Annotated in this window: 20 protein-coding genes and 1 tRNA gene; 9 read left to right on the top strand and 12 right to left on the bottom strand. The window is 68.5% G+C overall.

What is annotated here, in order from left to right:
* Positions 1 to 40: 40 nt before the first annotated feature.
* From Q0937_RS10420 to Q0937_RS10410, 3 genes are all read right to left on the bottom strand, one after another.
* Positions 41 to 478: a VOC family protein gene (locus Q0937_RS10420; RefSeq protein WP_299303310.1), complete on the bottom strand. Its 438-nt coding sequence runs from the start codon at positions 476 to 478 to the stop codon at positions 41 to 43.
* 111 nt (positions 479 to 589) lie between these two features.
* Entirely contained in the window at positions 590 to 1915 is a 1326-nt protein-coding gene (locus Q0937_RS10415) for an ISL3-like element ISPfr2 family transposase (RefSeq protein ID WP_299303308.1), read from the bottom strand.
* A gap of 294 nt (positions 1916 to 2209) precedes the next feature.
* On the bottom strand, positions 2210 to 2521 hold the full coding sequence (locus Q0937_RS10410; RefSeq protein WP_033107114.1) for a putative quinol monooxygenase: 312 nt from the start codon (positions 2519 to 2521) through the stop codon (positions 2210 to 2212).
* A gap of 107 nt (positions 2522 to 2628) precedes the next feature.
* Here Q0937_RS10410 and Q0937_RS10405 point away from each other — a divergent pair, with 107 nt between their 5' ends.
* Positions 2629 to 3570, top strand: coding sequence for a GlxA family transcriptional regulator (locus tag Q0937_RS10405; RefSeq protein WP_299303306.1), 942 nt, complete (start codon positions 2629 to 2631; stop codon positions 3568 to 3570).
* Between the two features lie 1238 nt (positions 3571 to 4808).
* Here Q0937_RS10405 and Q0937_RS10400 read toward each other — a convergent pair.
* Positions 4809 to 5477, bottom strand: a complete 669-nt coding sequence (locus tag Q0937_RS10400) for an HIRAN domain-containing protein (RefSeq protein WP_299303305.1) — start codon at positions 5475 to 5477, stop codon at positions 4809 to 4811.
* 86 nt (positions 5478 to 5563) lie between these two features.
* Here Q0937_RS10400 and Q0937_RS10395 point away from each other — a divergent pair, with 86 nt between their 5' ends.
* Positions 5564 to 5818 (top strand): hypothetical protein, encoded by a 255-nt coding sequence (locus Q0937_RS10395; protein WP_299303303.1) that lies wholly within the window; start codon positions 5564 to 5566, stop codon positions 5816 to 5818.
* Positions 5819 to 5879: 61 nt separating this feature from the next.
* On the opposite strand, the gene Q0937_RS10390 is transcribed toward Q0937_RS10395, so the two are convergent.
* Positions 5880 to 6317: a hypothetical protein gene (locus Q0937_RS10390; RefSeq protein WP_299303301.1), complete on the bottom strand. Its 438-nt coding sequence runs from the start codon at positions 6315 to 6317 to the stop codon at positions 5880 to 5882.
* Between Q0937_RS10390 and Q0937_RS10385 the strand changes: the two genes are divergently transcribed.
* Positions 6310 to 6918 carry a hypothetical protein gene (locus Q0937_RS10385; protein WP_299303299.1) on the top strand — a complete coding sequence of 203 codons (609 nt, stop codon included), beginning with the start codon at positions 6310 to 6312 and terminating at the stop codon, positions 6916 to 6918. The genes Q0937_RS10390 and Q0937_RS10385 overlap by 8 nt on opposite strands.
* A gap of 360 nt (positions 6919 to 7278) precedes the next feature.
* Here Q0937_RS10385 and Q0937_RS10380 read toward each other — a convergent pair whose 3' ends face one another.
* From Q0937_RS10380 to Q0937_RS10355, 6 genes are all read right to left on the bottom strand, one after another.
* Positions 7279 to 8514 (bottom strand): phage major capsid protein, encoded by a 1236-nt coding sequence (locus Q0937_RS10380; RefSeq protein WP_299303297.1) that lies wholly within the window; start codon positions 8512 to 8514, stop codon positions 7279 to 7281.
* 437 nt (positions 8515 to 8951) lie between these two features.
* Entirely contained in the window at positions 8952 to 9251 is a 300-nt protein-coding gene (locus Q0937_RS10375; RefSeq protein WP_299303295.1) for a hypothetical protein, read from the bottom strand.
* A gap of 295 nt (positions 9252 to 9546) precedes the next feature.
* Positions 9547 to 9738, bottom strand: coding sequence for a hypothetical protein (locus Q0937_RS10370; RefSeq protein WP_299303293.1), 192 nt, complete (start codon positions 9736 to 9738; stop codon positions 9547 to 9549).
* 2 nt (positions 9739 to 9740) lie between these two features.
* Complete coding sequence (locus Q0937_RS10365; RefSeq protein WP_299303291.1) at positions 9741 to 10577, bottom strand: hypothetical protein; 837 nt, start codon at positions 10575 to 10577, stop codon at positions 9741 to 9743.
* 37 nt (positions 10578 to 10614) lie between these two features.
* Positions 10615 to 10866, bottom strand: coding sequence for a hypothetical protein (locus Q0937_RS10360; protein ID WP_299303289.1), 252 nt, complete (start codon positions 10864 to 10866; stop codon positions 10615 to 10617).
* Positions 10863 to 11054: a helix-turn-helix domain-containing protein gene (locus Q0937_RS10355; RefSeq protein WP_299303287.1), complete on the bottom strand. Its 192-nt coding sequence runs from the start codon at positions 11052 to 11054 to the stop codon at positions 10863 to 10865. Before Q0937_RS10355 ends, Q0937_RS10360 begins: the two co-directional genes overlap by 4 nt.
* Before the next feature lie 172 nt (positions 11055 to 11226).
* Here Q0937_RS10355 and Q0937_RS10350 point away from each other — a divergent pair, with 172 nt between their 5' ends.
* Both Q0937_RS10350 and Q0937_RS10345 read left to right on the top strand, forming a co-directional pair.
* Positions 11227 to 11832, top strand: a complete 606-nt coding sequence (locus Q0937_RS10350) for a hypothetical protein (protein WP_299303286.1) — start codon at positions 11227 to 11229, stop codon at positions 11830 to 11832.
* 2 nt (positions 11833 to 11834) lie between these two features.
* On the top strand, positions 11835 to 13190 hold the full coding sequence (locus Q0937_RS10345) for a site-specific integrase (protein ID WP_299303284.1): 1356 nt from the start codon (positions 11835 to 11837) through the stop codon (positions 13188 to 13190).
* On the opposite strand, the gene Q0937_RS10340 is transcribed toward Q0937_RS10345, so the two are convergent.
* Positions 13182 to 13255, bottom strand: a tRNA-Pro gene (locus Q0937_RS10340). The genes Q0937_RS10345 and Q0937_RS10340 overlap by 9 nt on opposite strands.
* Positions 13256 to 13459: 204 nt before the next feature.
* On the opposite strand from Q0937_RS10340, the gene Q0937_RS10335 reads away from it, so the two are divergent.
* The 4 genes from Q0937_RS10335 to Q0937_RS10320 are packed head-to-tail and all read left to right on the top strand — an operon-like array spanning position 13460 to position 16348.
* Entirely contained in the window at positions 13460 to 14290 is an 831-nt protein-coding gene (locus Q0937_RS10335; RefSeq protein ID WP_299303282.1) for a class I SAM-dependent methyltransferase, read from the top strand.
* A 35-nt stretch (positions 14291 to 14325) separates the two neighbouring features.
* A complete protein-coding gene (locus Q0937_RS10330; protein WP_299303280.1) occupies positions 14326 to 15270 on the top strand; it encodes a DUF881 domain-containing protein in 945 nt (314 codons plus the stop codon).
* On the top strand, positions 15267 to 15599 hold the full coding sequence (locus tag Q0937_RS10325; protein WP_299303278.1) for a small basic family protein: 333 nt from the start codon (positions 15267 to 15269) through the stop codon (positions 15597 to 15599). Before Q0937_RS10330 ends, Q0937_RS10325 begins: the two co-directional genes overlap by 4 nt.
* Positions 15596 to 16348, top strand: a complete 753-nt coding sequence (locus tag Q0937_RS10320) for a DUF881 domain-containing protein (protein WP_299303276.1) — start codon at positions 15596 to 15598, stop codon at positions 16346 to 16348. Before Q0937_RS10325 ends, Q0937_RS10320 begins: the two co-directional genes overlap by 4 nt.
* Positions 16349 to 16368: the final 20 nt, after the last annotated feature.

The following is a 16368-nucleotide window of genomic DNA, read 5'->3' as shown; positions in this document are numbered from 1 at the left end:
CGCGACGACTCGTGAGCGTCGTCAGTTAGCTGGACTCGCCTCAAGTCGGGGAATGACGGTGGCCGAGTGACGCCTGGAACCGGATGAGGTAGCCGTCGGGATCCACGACCAGGAACTGTCGGACGCCGGCTTCTTCACGGTCGCGGATGCGGTACCACTTCTCCTCGGGTGTCATGAACGGCGGGTGGCCCGCGTCGTCCAGGGCAGTGAGAATCGGATCGAGGCTCTCCACGCTGATCTGGAAGTTGATCCCTCGCCCGAGTGGAGGCTCCAGCGGCGCCGTGATCCAATTCCGGCCCACGCCGTGTTGCTCGAGCATGAGGTGCGCGCTCCCACGCGTGATGTAGGCGAAGCCCTCTTCGGGACGCTGATACTTGATCTGGAACCCGCAGAGACCGCACCAGAACGCGATGCTCGCCTGTGTATTGCTGACGAGCAGTTCGGGGACGAGATCGGGATCCGCGGATGGTGAGTTCACGTCCTCATGGTGCCAGGCGAACCTCTCGACGGACCCGGAACTGACCATCCCGTGTCCTGCATCGAGCGGTTGATGCGAACGGGATCGAGCCCTAGCGCACCGTTTGATGGCTCATCCCAATCGGGGGTGTAGGAGTTGGGGTCTGAAGCCGCCGGTCTCGAGCAGGCTTCGGGCGATGTAGTTGGTCAGGTTGCGGAACCCGAGTGCGGAGCCGCGCAGGTGTTCGAGCCGTCCGTTGAGCGCCTCGGTCGGCCCGTTGCTGGTGCCGGGTCGTTCGAAGTAGGCGAGCACGTCAGCGGCTCGCTTCTTCAGGGTCCGGCCCAGGGTGGTGAGCTCGGTGAGCACCTTGGGGACGCCGGCGCTGAGGTCGGTGATCAGCTTCTCCATGAGCTCGCGGCCACGTTGCCGGTCCTCGTGGCGATAGGCGGCGATCATGCGCTGGTAGACACCCCAGGTCGCCTCGACCTCGACGTGAGCGTCATCAACGAACAGCGCGCGTAGCCTGTCGCTCTGCTTGTCGGTGAGCAGGTCCGCGCCGGTGTGCAGCGTGCGCCGCGACTTGTAGAGCGGGTCGTCCCTGAACCCACGGTGCCCGTGGATCGCGAGTTGGACCCGGCGCCGGCACCTGTCGAGGGCGTCACCGGCCAGGCGCACGACGTGGAAGGGATCCATCACCGTGACCGCGTCCGGGATCTCCTCTGCAGCGGCGGTCTTGAACCCGGTGAAGCCGTCCATCGCGACCACCTCGACCGCGTCACGGAAGGCGTCGTCGCGGTCGGCGAGCCAGGTCTTGAACGCCGCCTTCGACCGGCCCTCGACCATGTCCAGCAGCCTTGCTGGGCCGGCGCCATCGCGGACCGGGGTGAGGTCGATGATCACGGTGACGTACTTGTCGCCACGCCTGGTGTGGCGCCAGACGTGCTCATCGACGCCAATGACCTTCACGCCCTCGAACCGCGTGGGGTCGTTGATCAGCAGCCGCTTGCCTTCAGCCAGGACCGCGTTGTTGGCGGTGTCCCACGCGACCCCGAGTCCCTCGGCGACACGTGCGACGGTGAGGTGTGCGACCACGATCCCTTCCAGCGCCCACCGCAGCCCGGTGCGCGAGAGCTTCGCGCGTGGCTCCGCCGCGGCGCTGGTGTCTTGGCGCCACACGTGTCCGCAGTCGGCACAGCGGTAGCGGCGCACTACAACTTCCAGCACGGTCGGTCGCCAGCCCAGCGGCTCGTGGGCCAACCGCCGGATCACGGTGTCACGAGCAGCGCCTTCGCTGCCGCACCGTCGGCACCACTGATCTGGTTCCACCATGCGGCACGCGAGGACCGCACGATCCGGTTCAAGTCGTTGTCCGGTCACGCTCAGACCGAGGCCGTCGAGTCGAGCGAAGGCGGTCAGGTCAGGGCGGCCGAAGCCGGCCGGCGGGGTAGCGTCGGACACGTCGAGGTCTTTCGGACGGATGGCGTAGGAACCTCCATCGTCGGGAGACCTCGACGTCTATCTGCGGACCGACGCTCCCGGCCGACCTACACCGTCATCTGAGAAGACCCCTCACGGCTCTGCCCGACACCGACGTCGCTCTCCTCTGCGACGGACCCCTCGCCGGCTGAGCGCTCGCGGCCGGCATCCTGTCCGTGTGCCGATAGGCCTCGCACCGCTCGGCAACGCAGCGTGGCGTTGCGTCGCGACCTGGCGACGGCTCGGCGGGGCGCGATCGTCTCGTGCGTTGGCGGACTACGGGAGCTTGGACGCGAGGACGTCGGCCGCCAGGATCTCGGGTGCTGCGCCGAGGAGGTGCTGGTTGGCCATCAGGGCTGCGACGATGGCGCCGTTGGCGTGGGCGTCGCGAGCGGCCTCGTCGGGGAATGCATCGAAGATCCAGAAGGTGTCGGCGTGGGTCCTGACCGCGAACCAGACAATCGTTCCCACTTCTTCGTTGGCGAGTGCGACAGCGCCGGCGAGCAGATCGGCGACCGCGTCGTGCTGTCCATCGGCCGCGACGATCTTGGCGACGAAGGCATACGGAAGTGATGCGGGTGTGGACATGAGGGACTCTCCTTGACGTCGGGGTTCTTCGTGGGACGAGTTCAGCGTATGACGAGCGAGGGCCGATGGGGAGTGGCGTATACGACAGTATTGCTATTGTTTACGTCATGCGTATCGGACTGATCGCGATCGACGGCTGCTTCGGTTCGGCTGTCGCGTCGATCATCGACATCGTGCGGGTGGCCGACGGAGCCCGCGGCGATATCGACCCGCGGATCGACCCGATCGAACTCGCCATCCTCGGACCGAAACGGCGAGTGACCACGACGGCATCGATGACCCTGTCGGTTGACCACCCGCTGTCGGAGTCCGGAGAGTTCGACGTGGTCGTCGTCCCTGCGCTTGGAACCCTCACGGCCGCCGCTACCAACGACGCCCTCCAGAGCCGAGATGCTCGTTCGGTCATCGCCTCGCTCGGGCGCCTCGACGACGCGACCACCCGGATCGCCGCGGCGTGCACCGGCGTGTTCGCCGTCGCCGAGACCGGACGGATGCATCATCGGCGGGCGACGACCAGCTGGTTCCTGGGGCCGGAGTTCCTGAAGCGCTATCCGACCGTCGCCCTCGATCTCGACACCATGGTCGTGGTCGACGGGAACCTCGTCACCGCCGGCGCCGCGTTCGCCCACATCGACCTCGCGCTCTCACTCGTGCGATCGATCAGCCCCGACCTGGCCCAACATGTCGCCAAGCTCCTCATCATCGACGAGCGTCCGTCGCAGGCGGCCTTCGTCGCCTACGAACATCTCCGGCACGAGGACCCGATCGTCGTCGAGTTCGAACGCTTCGTGCGCGCCCGCCTGGACGAACCGTTCAACGTCGCCTTCGTCGCGCAGTCGCTCGGCACCAGCCGGCGCACCCTCGAACGACGAGTCCGTGCGGCGCTCAACCTCACTCCGCTCGGCTTCGTCCAACGGCTTCGCATCGAACGAGCTCGGCACCTCTCAGCAACCACGGACTTCACCTCCGCCGAGATCGCGCTACGGGTCGGCTACGCGAACGCCGAGACTCTGCGCTCCCTCCTGCGCAGGGAGCGACGCCGTTCCTGACCTATCGCCATGCCTGTAGCCGGTGTCCTAGCGCCCGGTTGGAACCACCTCTCAGCACGTCGCGTCGACGCTCCTGCGTCGCCCCTGGATGACCCACTCGACACGCCAGCAGCACAGGCCATGTGACGTGCCCCGGCTTCCCGGCCGGTCGGGGTTGGGTGGCTGTGATGTCGCTGCGTTCTCGTCGAGGGGGTCAGCAGACCCGATCAGGGTCGACTGGGATGAGACGCGAAGGCGGTCAGGTCAGGGCGGCCGAAGCCGGCCGGCGGGGTAGCGTCGGACACGTCGAGGTCTTTCGGACGGATGGCGTAGGAACCTCCATCGTCGGGAGACCTCGACGTCTATCTGCGGACCGACGCTCCCGGCCGACCTACACCCTCATCTGGGAAGAGCCACGTTGAGTTCACGCGTCATACAAAATTCATCAACAGAGGGCCGGACACCTCTTCAGTAATCAGCTGGAGGAGCCTGACGCAGAGAACTTGAGCACTCCGCAGATGGTGCCCGGACGGCCAAATATGCGTTTCGGTGCAGCGGGATGGCTTCCCGCCGCGACGTGGGTCCAGAGCGCCCCGACGGGTAGCCGAGGTGCAGGGGCACTTCGAGGCGTACGTGGGAGGTGACCCAGTGGATGACCCGTGAGGGCGGCGCTATCGATGCCCCGACAGCCGAGAGTGGCCGCGCCGACATGGCCGCAGTTCCTTCTCGCGTGGGAGCTCCGACGGGAAGGGCAGCTTTGCGACGGGCGAGACTGCCTGCCTGGTCTTGAGTCGCGGCGAAGAGAGAACATGGGGGGAGACTTTGGCCTTGGCCACCAGCCGGCCCCGTTCTGTGCTCACCCCGCGTGCCCCTGGTCCGGGTGCGGCACTCGAAGGTCGATCGCCGTCGTGATGGTGACTCGAGGCTCGTGCGGTCTCCAGCCGGCGCGACTCTAGCGGTCACATCGCCGCTAAAAAAGACAACGCCCTGGCGAGAAACTTGTTCTCACCAGGGCATTTGTCGGGATGACAGGATTTGAACCTGCGACCCCTTGACCCAACCGGGCCGAATCTGGACAGAACGCGAAGCGTCCCAAACGGTCCGAATAGAGCCTATGACCTGAACGAACAGGGCAGGCGAAGGTTCCCGACCGATAGCGATTAGACCGGTCCGATTCTGGTGCCATGACAGCCAAATGACAGCCAGACAGCCACCCCCGACGCCTCCGCGGACCACGGTTCTCGGGGGCGTCGCCATGCTTACCGGCGGAACAGCCGGCGCATGTCGTCCGCCGTCGCCTCGACGACAGCGATCCCCTGGTCCTCGACGCCCGCGGGCGCGCCGCGCATGAACCGCGCGTTGATGGACTCGCCCGCTTCGAGCCGCCTCGAGAGCGCCCGCGCGTAGCCCTTGTTCACGTAACCGACCCGCCGCGCCTTGCCGTCAGCGTCGAGCGCGAGAACCGCGACAGCGTTCGGGTCGTACTCGTTCCCGGGCTCCCGCTTGAACCGCGCACGCTTCCCCGGCGAGGTATCCGCAGCCAGGCAGTCGTCTGGGTAGTAGGACGATCCTCGAACCCGGAAGCTCCGCATCCCCGCGCGGGTCAGCGGGCGACTCCCCGGCGGCACCTGCTTTCGAGTCCCGTCATGCACGAAGAACCCGCCTGCAACCCGAACCGGCAGCCGCCCCTCGCTATCTCGGACCAGGTAGTAAGCAGCTTCCTCTTCGCTCAAGTACTTCCGTGACTTCGAAGACGGCGGAGGGCTGGCACGCCGGGGCGCGGCGCGATTCTGTCCCGGCGCGGGATCAGATCGAGGCGAGTCCGCGCCGGCATCCGATCGCTCAGGACCTGACACGAGCCAGACGAAGCCCGCGAGAACAAGCAACATGATGAATGCGAAGACGAGCAAGGCAAGGAACAGCTCCATGAGCGAAGTATGCCCCGCCGTCTGCCCGCGAACTCACCGCCGCCCTTCCCAACGTCGCCGACCAGATCAATGGCTGCGAGTCCCAGGTGCTCAGCCTCCCCAGCGAGGCGGAAAATTCCCACGACACCGCTACGGCACCAGCATCCGCCGCCCTCCTCGACGACATCGACCCGCGAGAGATCATCGACGGCTCGACCATCCCGGCCTGCGCCGCGGAGCTCGAGCTCGGCGCACTGGTCGCGATCCTCAACGACGCCCCCTCGCCTACTTGCGCGGCACGATCGCCGCCGGCAACCTCGCCCGCGCCGGCGTTGCCCCTGCCGACGTTCGCCGGATCGTGACACGCGCCTGGCACCACCACGACGCCCCCAACGACCCTTCGCCGGCTTCTCGGAGGCGTCGTCAGGCTCCGCGGATGATACCGCTCACGTCATCGATGAACTTCGCACTTGCGGCGTTCCAATCGTCTTGAATCAGCACCGCGTCGACAAGTTTCAGGGCGGACTGCCCGGCCTTCCGATGTCGCGCGCTGATCCTCACCGCGAGCGACATCAACCGCGCTCGTTCGTCATCCCGACGCCGGCTCGCATCCGACCGAGGCGCACTGAAACCCTCCGCAATCACCGCAAGTGAGTTCATGACCGGGAAATCCTTATCCGCTGCGAGGTACCGCTCGCAACCCTCGAGTAGTTCGCCGGCTAGATCGGAAATCACCTCGTGACGCGCCGCCGTGCGCGCGCGGGAGTCCGCCCAGACGCCCAGCAGGCCGGGGACCAGAGCGCCTACGAGCGCCGAGAGAATCGCGACAAGCCCGGTCGCGAGGATGGTGTTGGTGTCCATCGCCGAAGTATGCCCGACCGTCCATCCCGAGTGGCCGCCGCGTTCCACACCATATGATTCGGCCATGACAGATGCCTGGACAGTCGCCACGGCGGTGGGGACCATAGCCGCGGCCGTGGTGCCCGGTCTACTGTTTCTGGTCGAGCGCAAAGATCGCAAGAAGGCCCAGTCAGAGCTCGATGCCGAACTTACGCGTCAGGCCGAGCGAGAACGAGCCCGGGCCACGGAGGAGACGCTTACAGAAGTCCGCCGAGTTGCAATATGGAACGAATCGGATGCTCAAGGCTCTCCGATTGTTCTGCACCTGTTGAATGGATCAGCTGAACCGATCTATCAGGTCTGGACTTTCACCGAGTCGATGCATCGGTACGACCCCAGCAGCCGCGACGAGGTCAGATCTAAGGACGGTACGCGAGTGAATGTGGGCGTCGGACATTGGGACGTGCTCATGCCCGGGGAGCACGTCACAAAGTCAACGCGACAGGCGGCGATAATGCCCGCATGGGTCGAATTTAACGACGTTCGCCAGCGCGGCTGGAGGCGATACAACAGCGGGAAAGTGGAAGATCGTTGGTCGCGAAGGACCGTCGACCCGCAGTAGACACCACACCGTGCGCGCGCCCGCGCGCGCGACCCCCAGGTACCCCGTCGGAGAGAGAGATGCCTACCCGCAACCTCACTCGGGCACCCCGGGTCGCCGAGATTCCGACCCCCCTACCCCGCCCAAGTGGGAGAGAGCCGGCCAGCGACGCGCGGCGGTGCCAGGAAGAGCCTGACGGCGAGTCATCGACGTCCGGCCAGGCTGCACCCGGTCTCGCCCGTCTACAGGCCGCACAGCGCCTCCGGGCATGAGCACAGCCCCCAGGCTCGCAGTCCTGAGGGCCGTGCAGGCCCCGCACCCGGAAGGGAGCGGCGGGGCCAAGGGCGGACGCGAGGGCCCGCCCGGTCAGGGCACCGCCGGTCAGACGGTGGTCGTATCGGTCAGGCTCACCGCGCAGAACCCGGAGGGCCGGTAGCAGTCGAAGGCGAACCGTCCCTCCGCGCGGATGCGCACCTGGTTGCGGATCGCGTCGTCGTTGATAGTGACGGCGCGGACGTCCATGCCGTGAACGTGGGGGCGAATCGCCGCGGACCCGGCAGTGACTACCATCGCCGTCCCAGCGGGCAGGCCTCGCGTGAGCCGCACAGGGTGACCCCAGATGGTGCGGGCCGCAGCGTCGACCGGGCCGTTGAGGTCGAACGCCCCGGAGGTGTTCCGAGTCGTCGCGAGCGCCACCCAGTCGTCCGGGTGGATCGCGATGCCGGAGACGGTGAACCCGTCGGACTCGAGCCGTGTCGCGGCGACGGCGAGGGACCCGAGCCCGTCCCCGGTGAACTCCTGCTGGAGCACCCCGGTGGTGTTGAGCAGGCCCTGGAAGTGTGCTCCCACGACCTTGCCCGGGGTGTCGGCCGCGATGATGTCCGACCCGTCGCCGGAGAACACCTCATCCTCGAGCCGGAGCCGGATGTCGAGCAGCAGTTCGCCCTGGAGGAACCGGACGAGCGCCGGGTAGTCCTGGAGGGTCTGTTCGCTGATCGGCCCGGCGACGGTCGCGATGACGCCGAGCCGGTTGGTGATGTCCTCGAACTCGAGCTGGGAGGTGGGCTTGATCTCGCCTGTGCCGACGATCTGCGCGGCCAGGGTTCGGCCGGTCGCGCGCCGGTACGTCCACGCCGGGGCGAGGGTCGTCACCGCGGGGATGATGTCGAGGATCGTGTCGAACCGCCCACCCTGTGACACCGGGTCCGCGTCGATCACGACCGGGATCGTCTGCGCGGTCCCGGTCGGCAACGCCTTGACCCCGCCGGGACCATGCGCGGTCATGAGCCGGCGGGCGACCATCTCGCCACCGGCCTTCGCCGAGAACACGGTCGGCGTGGACTGATCCAGCGCCGGCCACTCCGTGCCGTCGTCGTCGAGGCCGGGCAGCCCGTTCGCGTCCTTCGGCGCGTACTTGCCGACGCCGGCGAGCCGGTCGATGCCGTCCATCGACTTCGCCGCGCGGGCGAGCTTCTTGTCGAGCTCCTGCACCTCGTTGATCTTCGCGTCGATCAGCGCGGACTCGTTCGCTGTGAGGTCACGGCCCGCGGCCTTCGCCTGATCGGCGACCGCCTGCGCTTCGGCGAGCGCGTCGGCCCGCTGCTTCTTGAGATTCATCGGTTGCACCCTTCGTGGTGTGAGGGCCGCGATCACGTCGCGAGCGCGGCCGGAATGAGAGGGAGCGCCGCGTCGACCCCTCAAGGGTCGCGCCTGATGCGCTCCGAGGACACCGCCCCCATGGCGGTCGTCCCGGTTGTTCCGTGTCCCGCGCCTCGCCTCCGACTTGCGCCCAACCCGGGTCGCCTCGCCGTTACGTGCACCGACAGGAACAGACTACCGCTATTCGAACGGCTGTTCGAGCAGGTTCGGACCGGTTCGCCGCGCGTCCCAGTAATCCCGGGCACCCGCCGCCGGTACCGTCCACGCCACCGGCACGCGCCGCCCGAGCACGTCGACCTCGAACCGGATCGGTACCGCGCCCGGCGTGCCCTCAGGCACCTCACCCGGCCCCAGCCCGCCCCCGCTGTTCTCGGGGCGGGCTTCTGCCCAGCCGCTCACCAGCCGGCCCCGTCGATCTCGTTAACCCCGTCCGCGAGCATCGCCTGAACGATTCCTACGAACCGGCCCGGCGGCGTGCTCTCGGGGGCACGGAGCGCCGTCAACGCGATCGACGCCAACGCTCCCGCGATCGCTTCATGCTCACGCTCATCCGCGCCGGCCCAGATCAACCCAGCCCGCTCCTTGTCCCCGACCCACAGCGCCTCGAGGTACCCGGCAGCGTCACGCGCCGCAAAGGCGACCTCCCTGCCAGTCAGCAGCCCGCGCTCGTCCTGCCCAAGTTTCCGGTCGTTCATCCTCGTGTTCCCTTCACTCGTCCTGCTCGATGCTTGAGCCCGACCCCGTCCCGCTTAATCACGCCCTCCTCCTTCCCTCGCGCCGGCCCCTTGCCGGCAACATCGATCGATCCATCCGCCAGCCCGCGAGACCCGTCACCGGATCGACCCGACTCACCAGATGGGGCTTGCATACGGAGCAGGGGAGCGGCCCGCAGCCGCCACCCGTCCTCGCAGTCGTGCATGTCCTCGACGATCACCGGCACGAGCCCGAGGGAGGTCCGGTCGTCGTCCCGCGCCGGCAGTCTGCGCTCGCTCATCGCTGGCTCTCGCCCTCGATCTGCTCGTGGACCGCACGCAGCTGGTCCGCGACATGAGCGAGGTCTGTTCCGCGGATCCAGAAGTTCCGGCCTGTCACCGGAATCTTGACCATCGCGCCCGGCGTTCGACTCTCACCGTCCCGCCACTCGTAGGCCCGCACCTGGGGCCGTCCTGCTCGAGTTGTCATGCTCAAACTCCTGCCTGCTCTTGCATCCGCCGCATTGCTTCCGAGGGAACAGCCAGCGGCACCGTGGCAAGCTCCCCTTCGATGACCTCGCCGCCGCGCCGGCCCTTGCCGATCGTGTTCACGACGAGCGGGACGGGGGAGCCGCTCGTGAGCATCCCGCGGGCTGTGGACTCCTCGACGCCCTCGAACCCGTGCATGCGATCGGCGACCAAATCGACGAGGGCTTCGACGTCGACTTCCAAGCGCTCATCCGCCGGGATCGCCGCGGCCAACGCTCCGCGTTGGCCCCGATCGCGCCAGCGATCGGAATCTGGTTCCCGTTCCGGTTCTGTTCCGGTTACGTTCCGTTTAGGGCCGGACCCTGGTCCGGTCTCAGGGCGGACAGTGGTCCTGCTCTGCCCGGACCTCGGTCCACCCTCAGCCCGGACGTTGGTCCGCCCTGGCGTCGCTTCGTTCCGGTCGCTGGTCGCCGAACCATCACCCGAGGCCGGACCCTGGTCCGCCCTGGCAGAGAAGTTCGGCAGCCGGTACGTGGTCCGGTGCCCGGAGCGCGCGTAGAACGGCCGGCCGATTTTGTCCGTGCCGAGCGGAACACGCACCTCGAGCCCGCCCCGTGCGAGGCGCTGCAATGTCTTCGACAGGTTGTCCTCCGTCATGCGGCAATCGCGCAGCATGTCCGCACGCTCCGGGAAGCACTCACGCGCCGGTATATGCCGCCCGCCGATGACCCGTGCTCGCGTCTGGGACCTCTCTGCTATCACCACGAGGACAAGCAGTTGTGCGGGTGTTAGGTCACGCGGCGCGAGGCTGAGGACCTCGCGCACCAGCTCGCCGCTCATCCGCACCACCGCGCCCCTTCAGCGCGACCCGCGCCGCTCATCGCGCGCCGGGGCTCTCGAACCTGGCGGCGGCGGTGAGAATCTTGACGGCAAGGCGGACGGCGTCGCACCGGTCGATGTCGACCAGCCCGCCGGCGTCGATAAGCACACGCGGCTCCGCGCCGGCGTGAGCGGCGCGCACCTCGACGCCCTCGACGGTCCCGACGAGGTCCGAATGGATCGCGGAGCCGTCCATGGTGTCGGTGATGCACTCAGCGCCGCAGCGATGGGGGATCTGGGCCGCGCTCATCGGTCGGCCCCGACCATGTTCTCCGTCTCGTACGCCTCGACGTCCTCGAGCCGGTAACGCACCGCGCCGCCGAGCTTCATGAAGGCCGGGCCAGTGCCCTGATAGCGCCACGCTGCCAGGGTCTTCAGGGGAACGCCGAAGCGCTCCGACAGGTCCGTCGGGGTCAGGTGCCCTCGCGTCTTGTTCATCTGCTCCACTCCCTAAGTGATCCGGACGCAACTATTAATGCGTCATTCAGGAATCGTAGGCCGGGGATGATCCAGACGCAACCGTGCACGGCTCAGTAGTGCTAAAGTGGACGCTATGTCTACTCCCAATAGACGCCCCTGGTGGGCGGACGAACCGATCGACAATTGGCAGGTGACCTGGTCAAACCATGACCTAGCTGAGCTCGCCCCGAACATTTACGGGCCGCTCGCGCTTCGGCTTGGCGTCGCCAACTGGCGGGGGATAGACCTCGCCCTCGAGGTCGTCGCGACCCCTGAGGGCTACAGATGCCCCAGCGTCACGCTCAGCCGCCGCGACGGGGTCATCGACTACGCCGCGTTCCGGCTCACGCCGATCGAGGAAGTCCTCAGAGCCACCGCCCAGGCGCTCGTCATGGTCGCCCCCGACGGTGGCACTTTCTGGTGGCCGATCGACGGACAGATGCTCGACGACCTCCGCAAGCGGGCAGCCGCCGACAAGGCGACCCGAGACGGGCTCGTGGTGATGGTCCACGCCCTCGCATCGTTCGCGGGACTACCACCGCGAGACACCGTCGTGCGCGCTCTTGAGATACCCACAGCCACGGTCACGCGAATCATTGCGCGAGCCCGGAACGGCGGCACCTATCCCGAGCCGTTCCCAAAGCCCCGCCCCATCAGGAATCCGCCCGCCGAAGTCGGCGAAGCCCTGGCCGAGCACTTCGGGGCACCCGCAGACCACCCGCACGTCGGCGAGGCCGTCATCGAACAGGAGGCCTGACAATGGCCCGCGCATGGATTGACGACCGCTGGAAGGGCAAGGACGGCAAGCCCACCGCCCGCCACGGCAAGGGCTCACGCTGGCAGGTGTTCTGGTGGGCCGAGGAGCCCGGCCCCGGCGGCACACTCACCCGCCGCCGCCGCACCAAGGCGTTCACCCGGAAGGTCGACGCCCAGAACTACGCCGAGCATGTCGGCACCACGACCCGGGACGGCACCTACCGCGACCCGAATGCGGGGCAGGTCACGTTCGGGGCGCTGTGGGACACCTGGCTCGCCGCCCGGGTCGACCTCAAGGGCGCGACCCTCGCCCGCTACCGGCGCGACGCTCGCACCTACGTCCTACCCCAGTGGGGTCACCGCCGAGTCGGCACCATCACCCGCGAGGAGGTCGCCGCATGGGTCGCCGACCTCGCCGCCGGGCGCGCGCCCGCCGAGTATGTCAAGCGTGGCACCGGTGAAACGGTCCGCCAGGTCCAGCGTGGCCCACTCGCCGCGAACTCGATCAAGCACCTGACCACGCTCACGAGCGCCGTGCTCGAGTGGGCGGTCGATACCGGGCGCGTCGGCTCGAACGCCGCGCACAAGGTGAAGCGGCCGCGGCCCGAGCACCAGGAGATGGTGTTCCTCAATCACGCCGAGGTCGAAGCGCTCGCCACCGCGGCCGAGGGGGTCACCGGCGCGCGCACCGACCGGGCGTTGGTCTTGTTCCTCGCCTACGCGGGCGTTCGGATTGGCGAGGCGACCGCGCTCCGAGTCGGTGACGTCGACCTCGCCGCGCGCCGGGCTCACGTCCGGCAGACGTGGACCATCGACGCCGACAGCAACCGGGTCCTCGACACGCCGAAGAACCACGAGCGCCGCGCCGTCCCGCTCACCCGAGCCGTCGTCGACGCGCTCGGCCCCCTGCTCGAGGACCAGCCCGTTGACGCGTTCGTGTTTCGAGCCGCCCGCGGGGGAGCGGTCAACGATGGGAACTGGCGCAACCGCGTGTTCGTCTACGCCGCGAGCGACGCCGGCCTCGCCGGGCGAGGCCTCACCCCGCACAAGCTCCGGCACACCGCCGCGTCCTCAGCTATCGCCGCCGGGGCCGACGTCCAGGTCGTGCGGACCATGCTGGGTCACCGCGATGCCTCGATGACCCTCGACGTGTACGGCCACCTGTGGCCCGACCGCCTCGACGAGGTCGCCGACGCCATGGACGCCGCCCGCGACCGCGAGCTCGCCCGAGCGACAGCCAGGCAGACAGCCTCCGAACGGCATGACAGCCAAATGACAGCCACGGGCGAAGGGGGCGGACATGAAGAAGGCCGCCGACCAGTGTTGTCACTGGTCAGCGGCCTCTCTCGGTCGGGCTGACAGGATTTGAACCTGCGACCCCTTGACCCCCAGTCAAGTGCGCTACCAAGCTGCGCCACAGCCCGAGATCCTGCGTGATCCTCCGTCACCGGAGGACCGAGGATCACAGTACCCCGAGCAGGGCCCTAGGAGCCAATCGGACGGTGCGTGACCTGCGGCACCTGCGCCGTACCCGCCCGCGAGGACGCGGATGCGATAGTGGGCGCAGGCCGTGCCCCCGCCATGGCCGAGACCATCCACCCAGCGGGACCCGACGCGCAGGAGGATCGATGATGACCGACGAGCAGCAGTTGCAGCGCTGGCGAGAGGCCCTCGCGGAGCAGCCGACGGGGTGGGACGTCTCCGCCCTCGCCGGCTTTCGGGAGACGGAGCCGCCGTGGCGGTGGCGCACCCTGGTGGAGAACCTCGCCCCGATGGCGGACCGGGTGCTGGACCTGGGCACCGGCAGGGGAGAGGTGCTCGCCTCCCTCGCGGATGTGCTGCCGGAGGGGACGACCGCGACCGAGGGACGGGCCTCCCACCTGCCTGCCGCCCGGGAGCGCCTGACGCCGCTGGGCATCGAGGTCCACGAGCACGACCCGGAAGCCGCCGGATCGCGCCTGCCCTTCGCCGACGCCGCCTTCGGACTGGTGCTGAACCGTCATGGAGCCTTCGACGCGACGGACGTCGCCCGGCTGCTCCGCCCCGGCGGCACCTTCCTCACCCAGCAGGTGGGCCGAGACGACGGCCACGAGATCCGCGAGCTGTTCGGCATGGATGATCCGAAGGAAGAGGAGACTCTCGAGAGCACGGTCCACGCACTCACCAGAGCCGGCCTGCGCGTGGACCGTGCAGACACCTTCCACGGCCACTTCGAGTTCGACGATGTGCCGACCTTCCTGCGCTACCTGCGCCGGGCCCCCTGGGATGCCCCGGAGGACTTCGATGTCGACGGCTACCGGGACATGCTCGAACACCTCCAGGCACAGGTGCGGAAGGGACCTTTCTCCGCCACCGTGAGCAGATACCTGGTCCAGGCGAGCGCGCCCGAGACGCCAGATGCCGGCCGCACGGACTTCTCGGCCCTGCTCGGTGAGCAGCTGGATGTCCCGCGGGTCTGACGGCTCCGCACTGCTGCCGCTCCTACACTGCTGACATGCGCGAACGCGAGCACGAGACCCCGCACGGCGAGACGCCGTACTCGCCGACCTCGCTGCTGCGCGCACTCACTGCGGACCCGTACGGCGTGGACACGCTGCGGAAGGACGAGCATCCGGCCGCCGAGGCCGCACCTCCCGACAACCGCATCATGCGGGGGGTGACCCTGCTGCTGGCCTTGGCGCTGGGCTTCGCGGTCGCCGTCTCCGTGCTCGATCTGCGCCACGAGGCCGGGGCGCAGGACAGCCCGCGCGACCTGCTGGAACAGGAGGTGCTCGAGACCCGCACCGAGGCCGAGCAGCTGGAGCAGCGCCAGGCCGAGCTCGAGGGCCAGATCGCCGACGCCCAGGGCGTCATCCTCGACAGCACCGACGCCGGGGCCTCGGACCAGCTGGTCAGCTATGAGCGGGCCGGGGGAGGGGTGGCGCTGAGCGGGCCGGGAACGGTCCTGGAGCTCGAAGACTCCGCCCCGCTGCCGTCGAGCCCCGGCGGCGGCGCCGGCACCGTGAACCGCGTGACCGATGGGGACCTGCAGATCGCCGTGAACGGGCTGTGGGCCGCCGGCGCGGAGGCCGTGGCCATCAACGGCCAGCGCATCACCGCCACCACCGCGATCCGGACCGCGGGCTCCGCGGTCCTGGTCGACTTCCGCCCCCTGTCCCCGCCGTACAGGATCACGGCGCTCGGCAGCTCCGAGCAGCTGCGCACCAGCGTGCTCAAGGCTGAGACCGGCGACTACCTCACCGAGATCTCGACCCGCTACGGCATCCGCATGTCCTGGGAGGACGGCGAGGAGCTCACCGTGCCGGCGCGCGCCGTGGGCACCCTCCGGGAAGCCTCGGTGCTCGACGACGAGACGCAAGGTGCCCCGGACACCCCGCCGACCCCCAGCTCGACCCAGCCATCGACCGCCGGCAGCGGCGCCGAGGAGGAAACCCCATGATCGCCATTCTCGGACTGGTGCTGGGCATCGTGCTCGGGGTGATCGTCCAGCCGGATGTCCCCGCTGTGCTCCAGCCGTATCTCCCGATCGCGGTGGTGGCGGCCCTGGACACCCTCGCCGGCGGTCTGCGAGCGAGCCTCGACGGCGCCTTCGATTCCCACGTCTTCATCACCTCGTTCCTGTTCAACGTGCTGATCGCAGCATTCTTGGTGTTCCTCGGCGATCAGCTCGGAGTCGGCTCGCAGCTCTCCACCGCCGTGATCGTGGTGCTCGGGATCCGCATCTTCTCGAATGCGGCGGCGATCAGACGCCTGCTGTTCCGGTCATGAGCGACGGCACCCGCAGGCCCGACTCCCCGGCGCAGCAGAAGCTGGTCTGGCGACGGCTGGGTGACATCCTCCGCCCGCAGGCGAACCTCTCCCAGCTGATCGTGGGGCTGCTGTGCCTCCTGCTCGGGCTCTCGATCGCCGCTCAGGTGCGCCAGGGCGATGACTCCCTCGAGGGCGCGAGCCAGCAGGAGCTGGTGCGGCTGCTGGACGAGTCAGGGCGGCATGCCTCTGATCTCGAGGTCGAGAACGCGGAGCTCGATCGCACCCTGGAGGCCCTGCGCTCCGGCCAGGAGGACGACGTCGCCGCACAGAACGCCGCCGAGGAGCGCCTCGAGGACCTCGAGATCCTCGCGGGGACCGCCCCGGCCGAGGGTCGGGGAGTCGTGGTCTCGATCGACGACCCGAACGGCGAGCTGCGCGCGTCCACTCTCCTGGGAGTGATCCAGGAGCTGCGCAACGCAGGGGCGGAGGTGATCCAGATCGAGGATGTCCGGGTGATCGCCTCGAGCTCCGTCACCACGACCCCGACGGGCTCCCTGCGGGTGGACGGCACGGAGATCGAGGCGCCCTATGAGATCCGAGCGATCGGTGACCCCTCCGTGATGGAGCCCGCGCTGCGGATCCCGGGCGGGGCCGCGGACTCGGTCGCCGGGGACGGCGGGACCCTCGCGGCCACCGCCGACGACGGGGTCCGGGTGGAGGCCACCGTCCCGCTGAAGGACCCCGAACACTCCCAGGTGGTCAAGTGATCGTCAATTCTTGACGTCAC

It is taken from the genome of uncultured Brachybacterium sp. (assembly GCF_947500705.1).
Classification (GTDB): Bacteria; Actinomycetota; Actinomycetes; order Actinomycetales; family Dermabacteraceae; genus Brachybacterium.
Note: the sequence above shows the minus strand (reverse complement) of the source record. Positions and strands in the feature narration are given on the sequence as shown.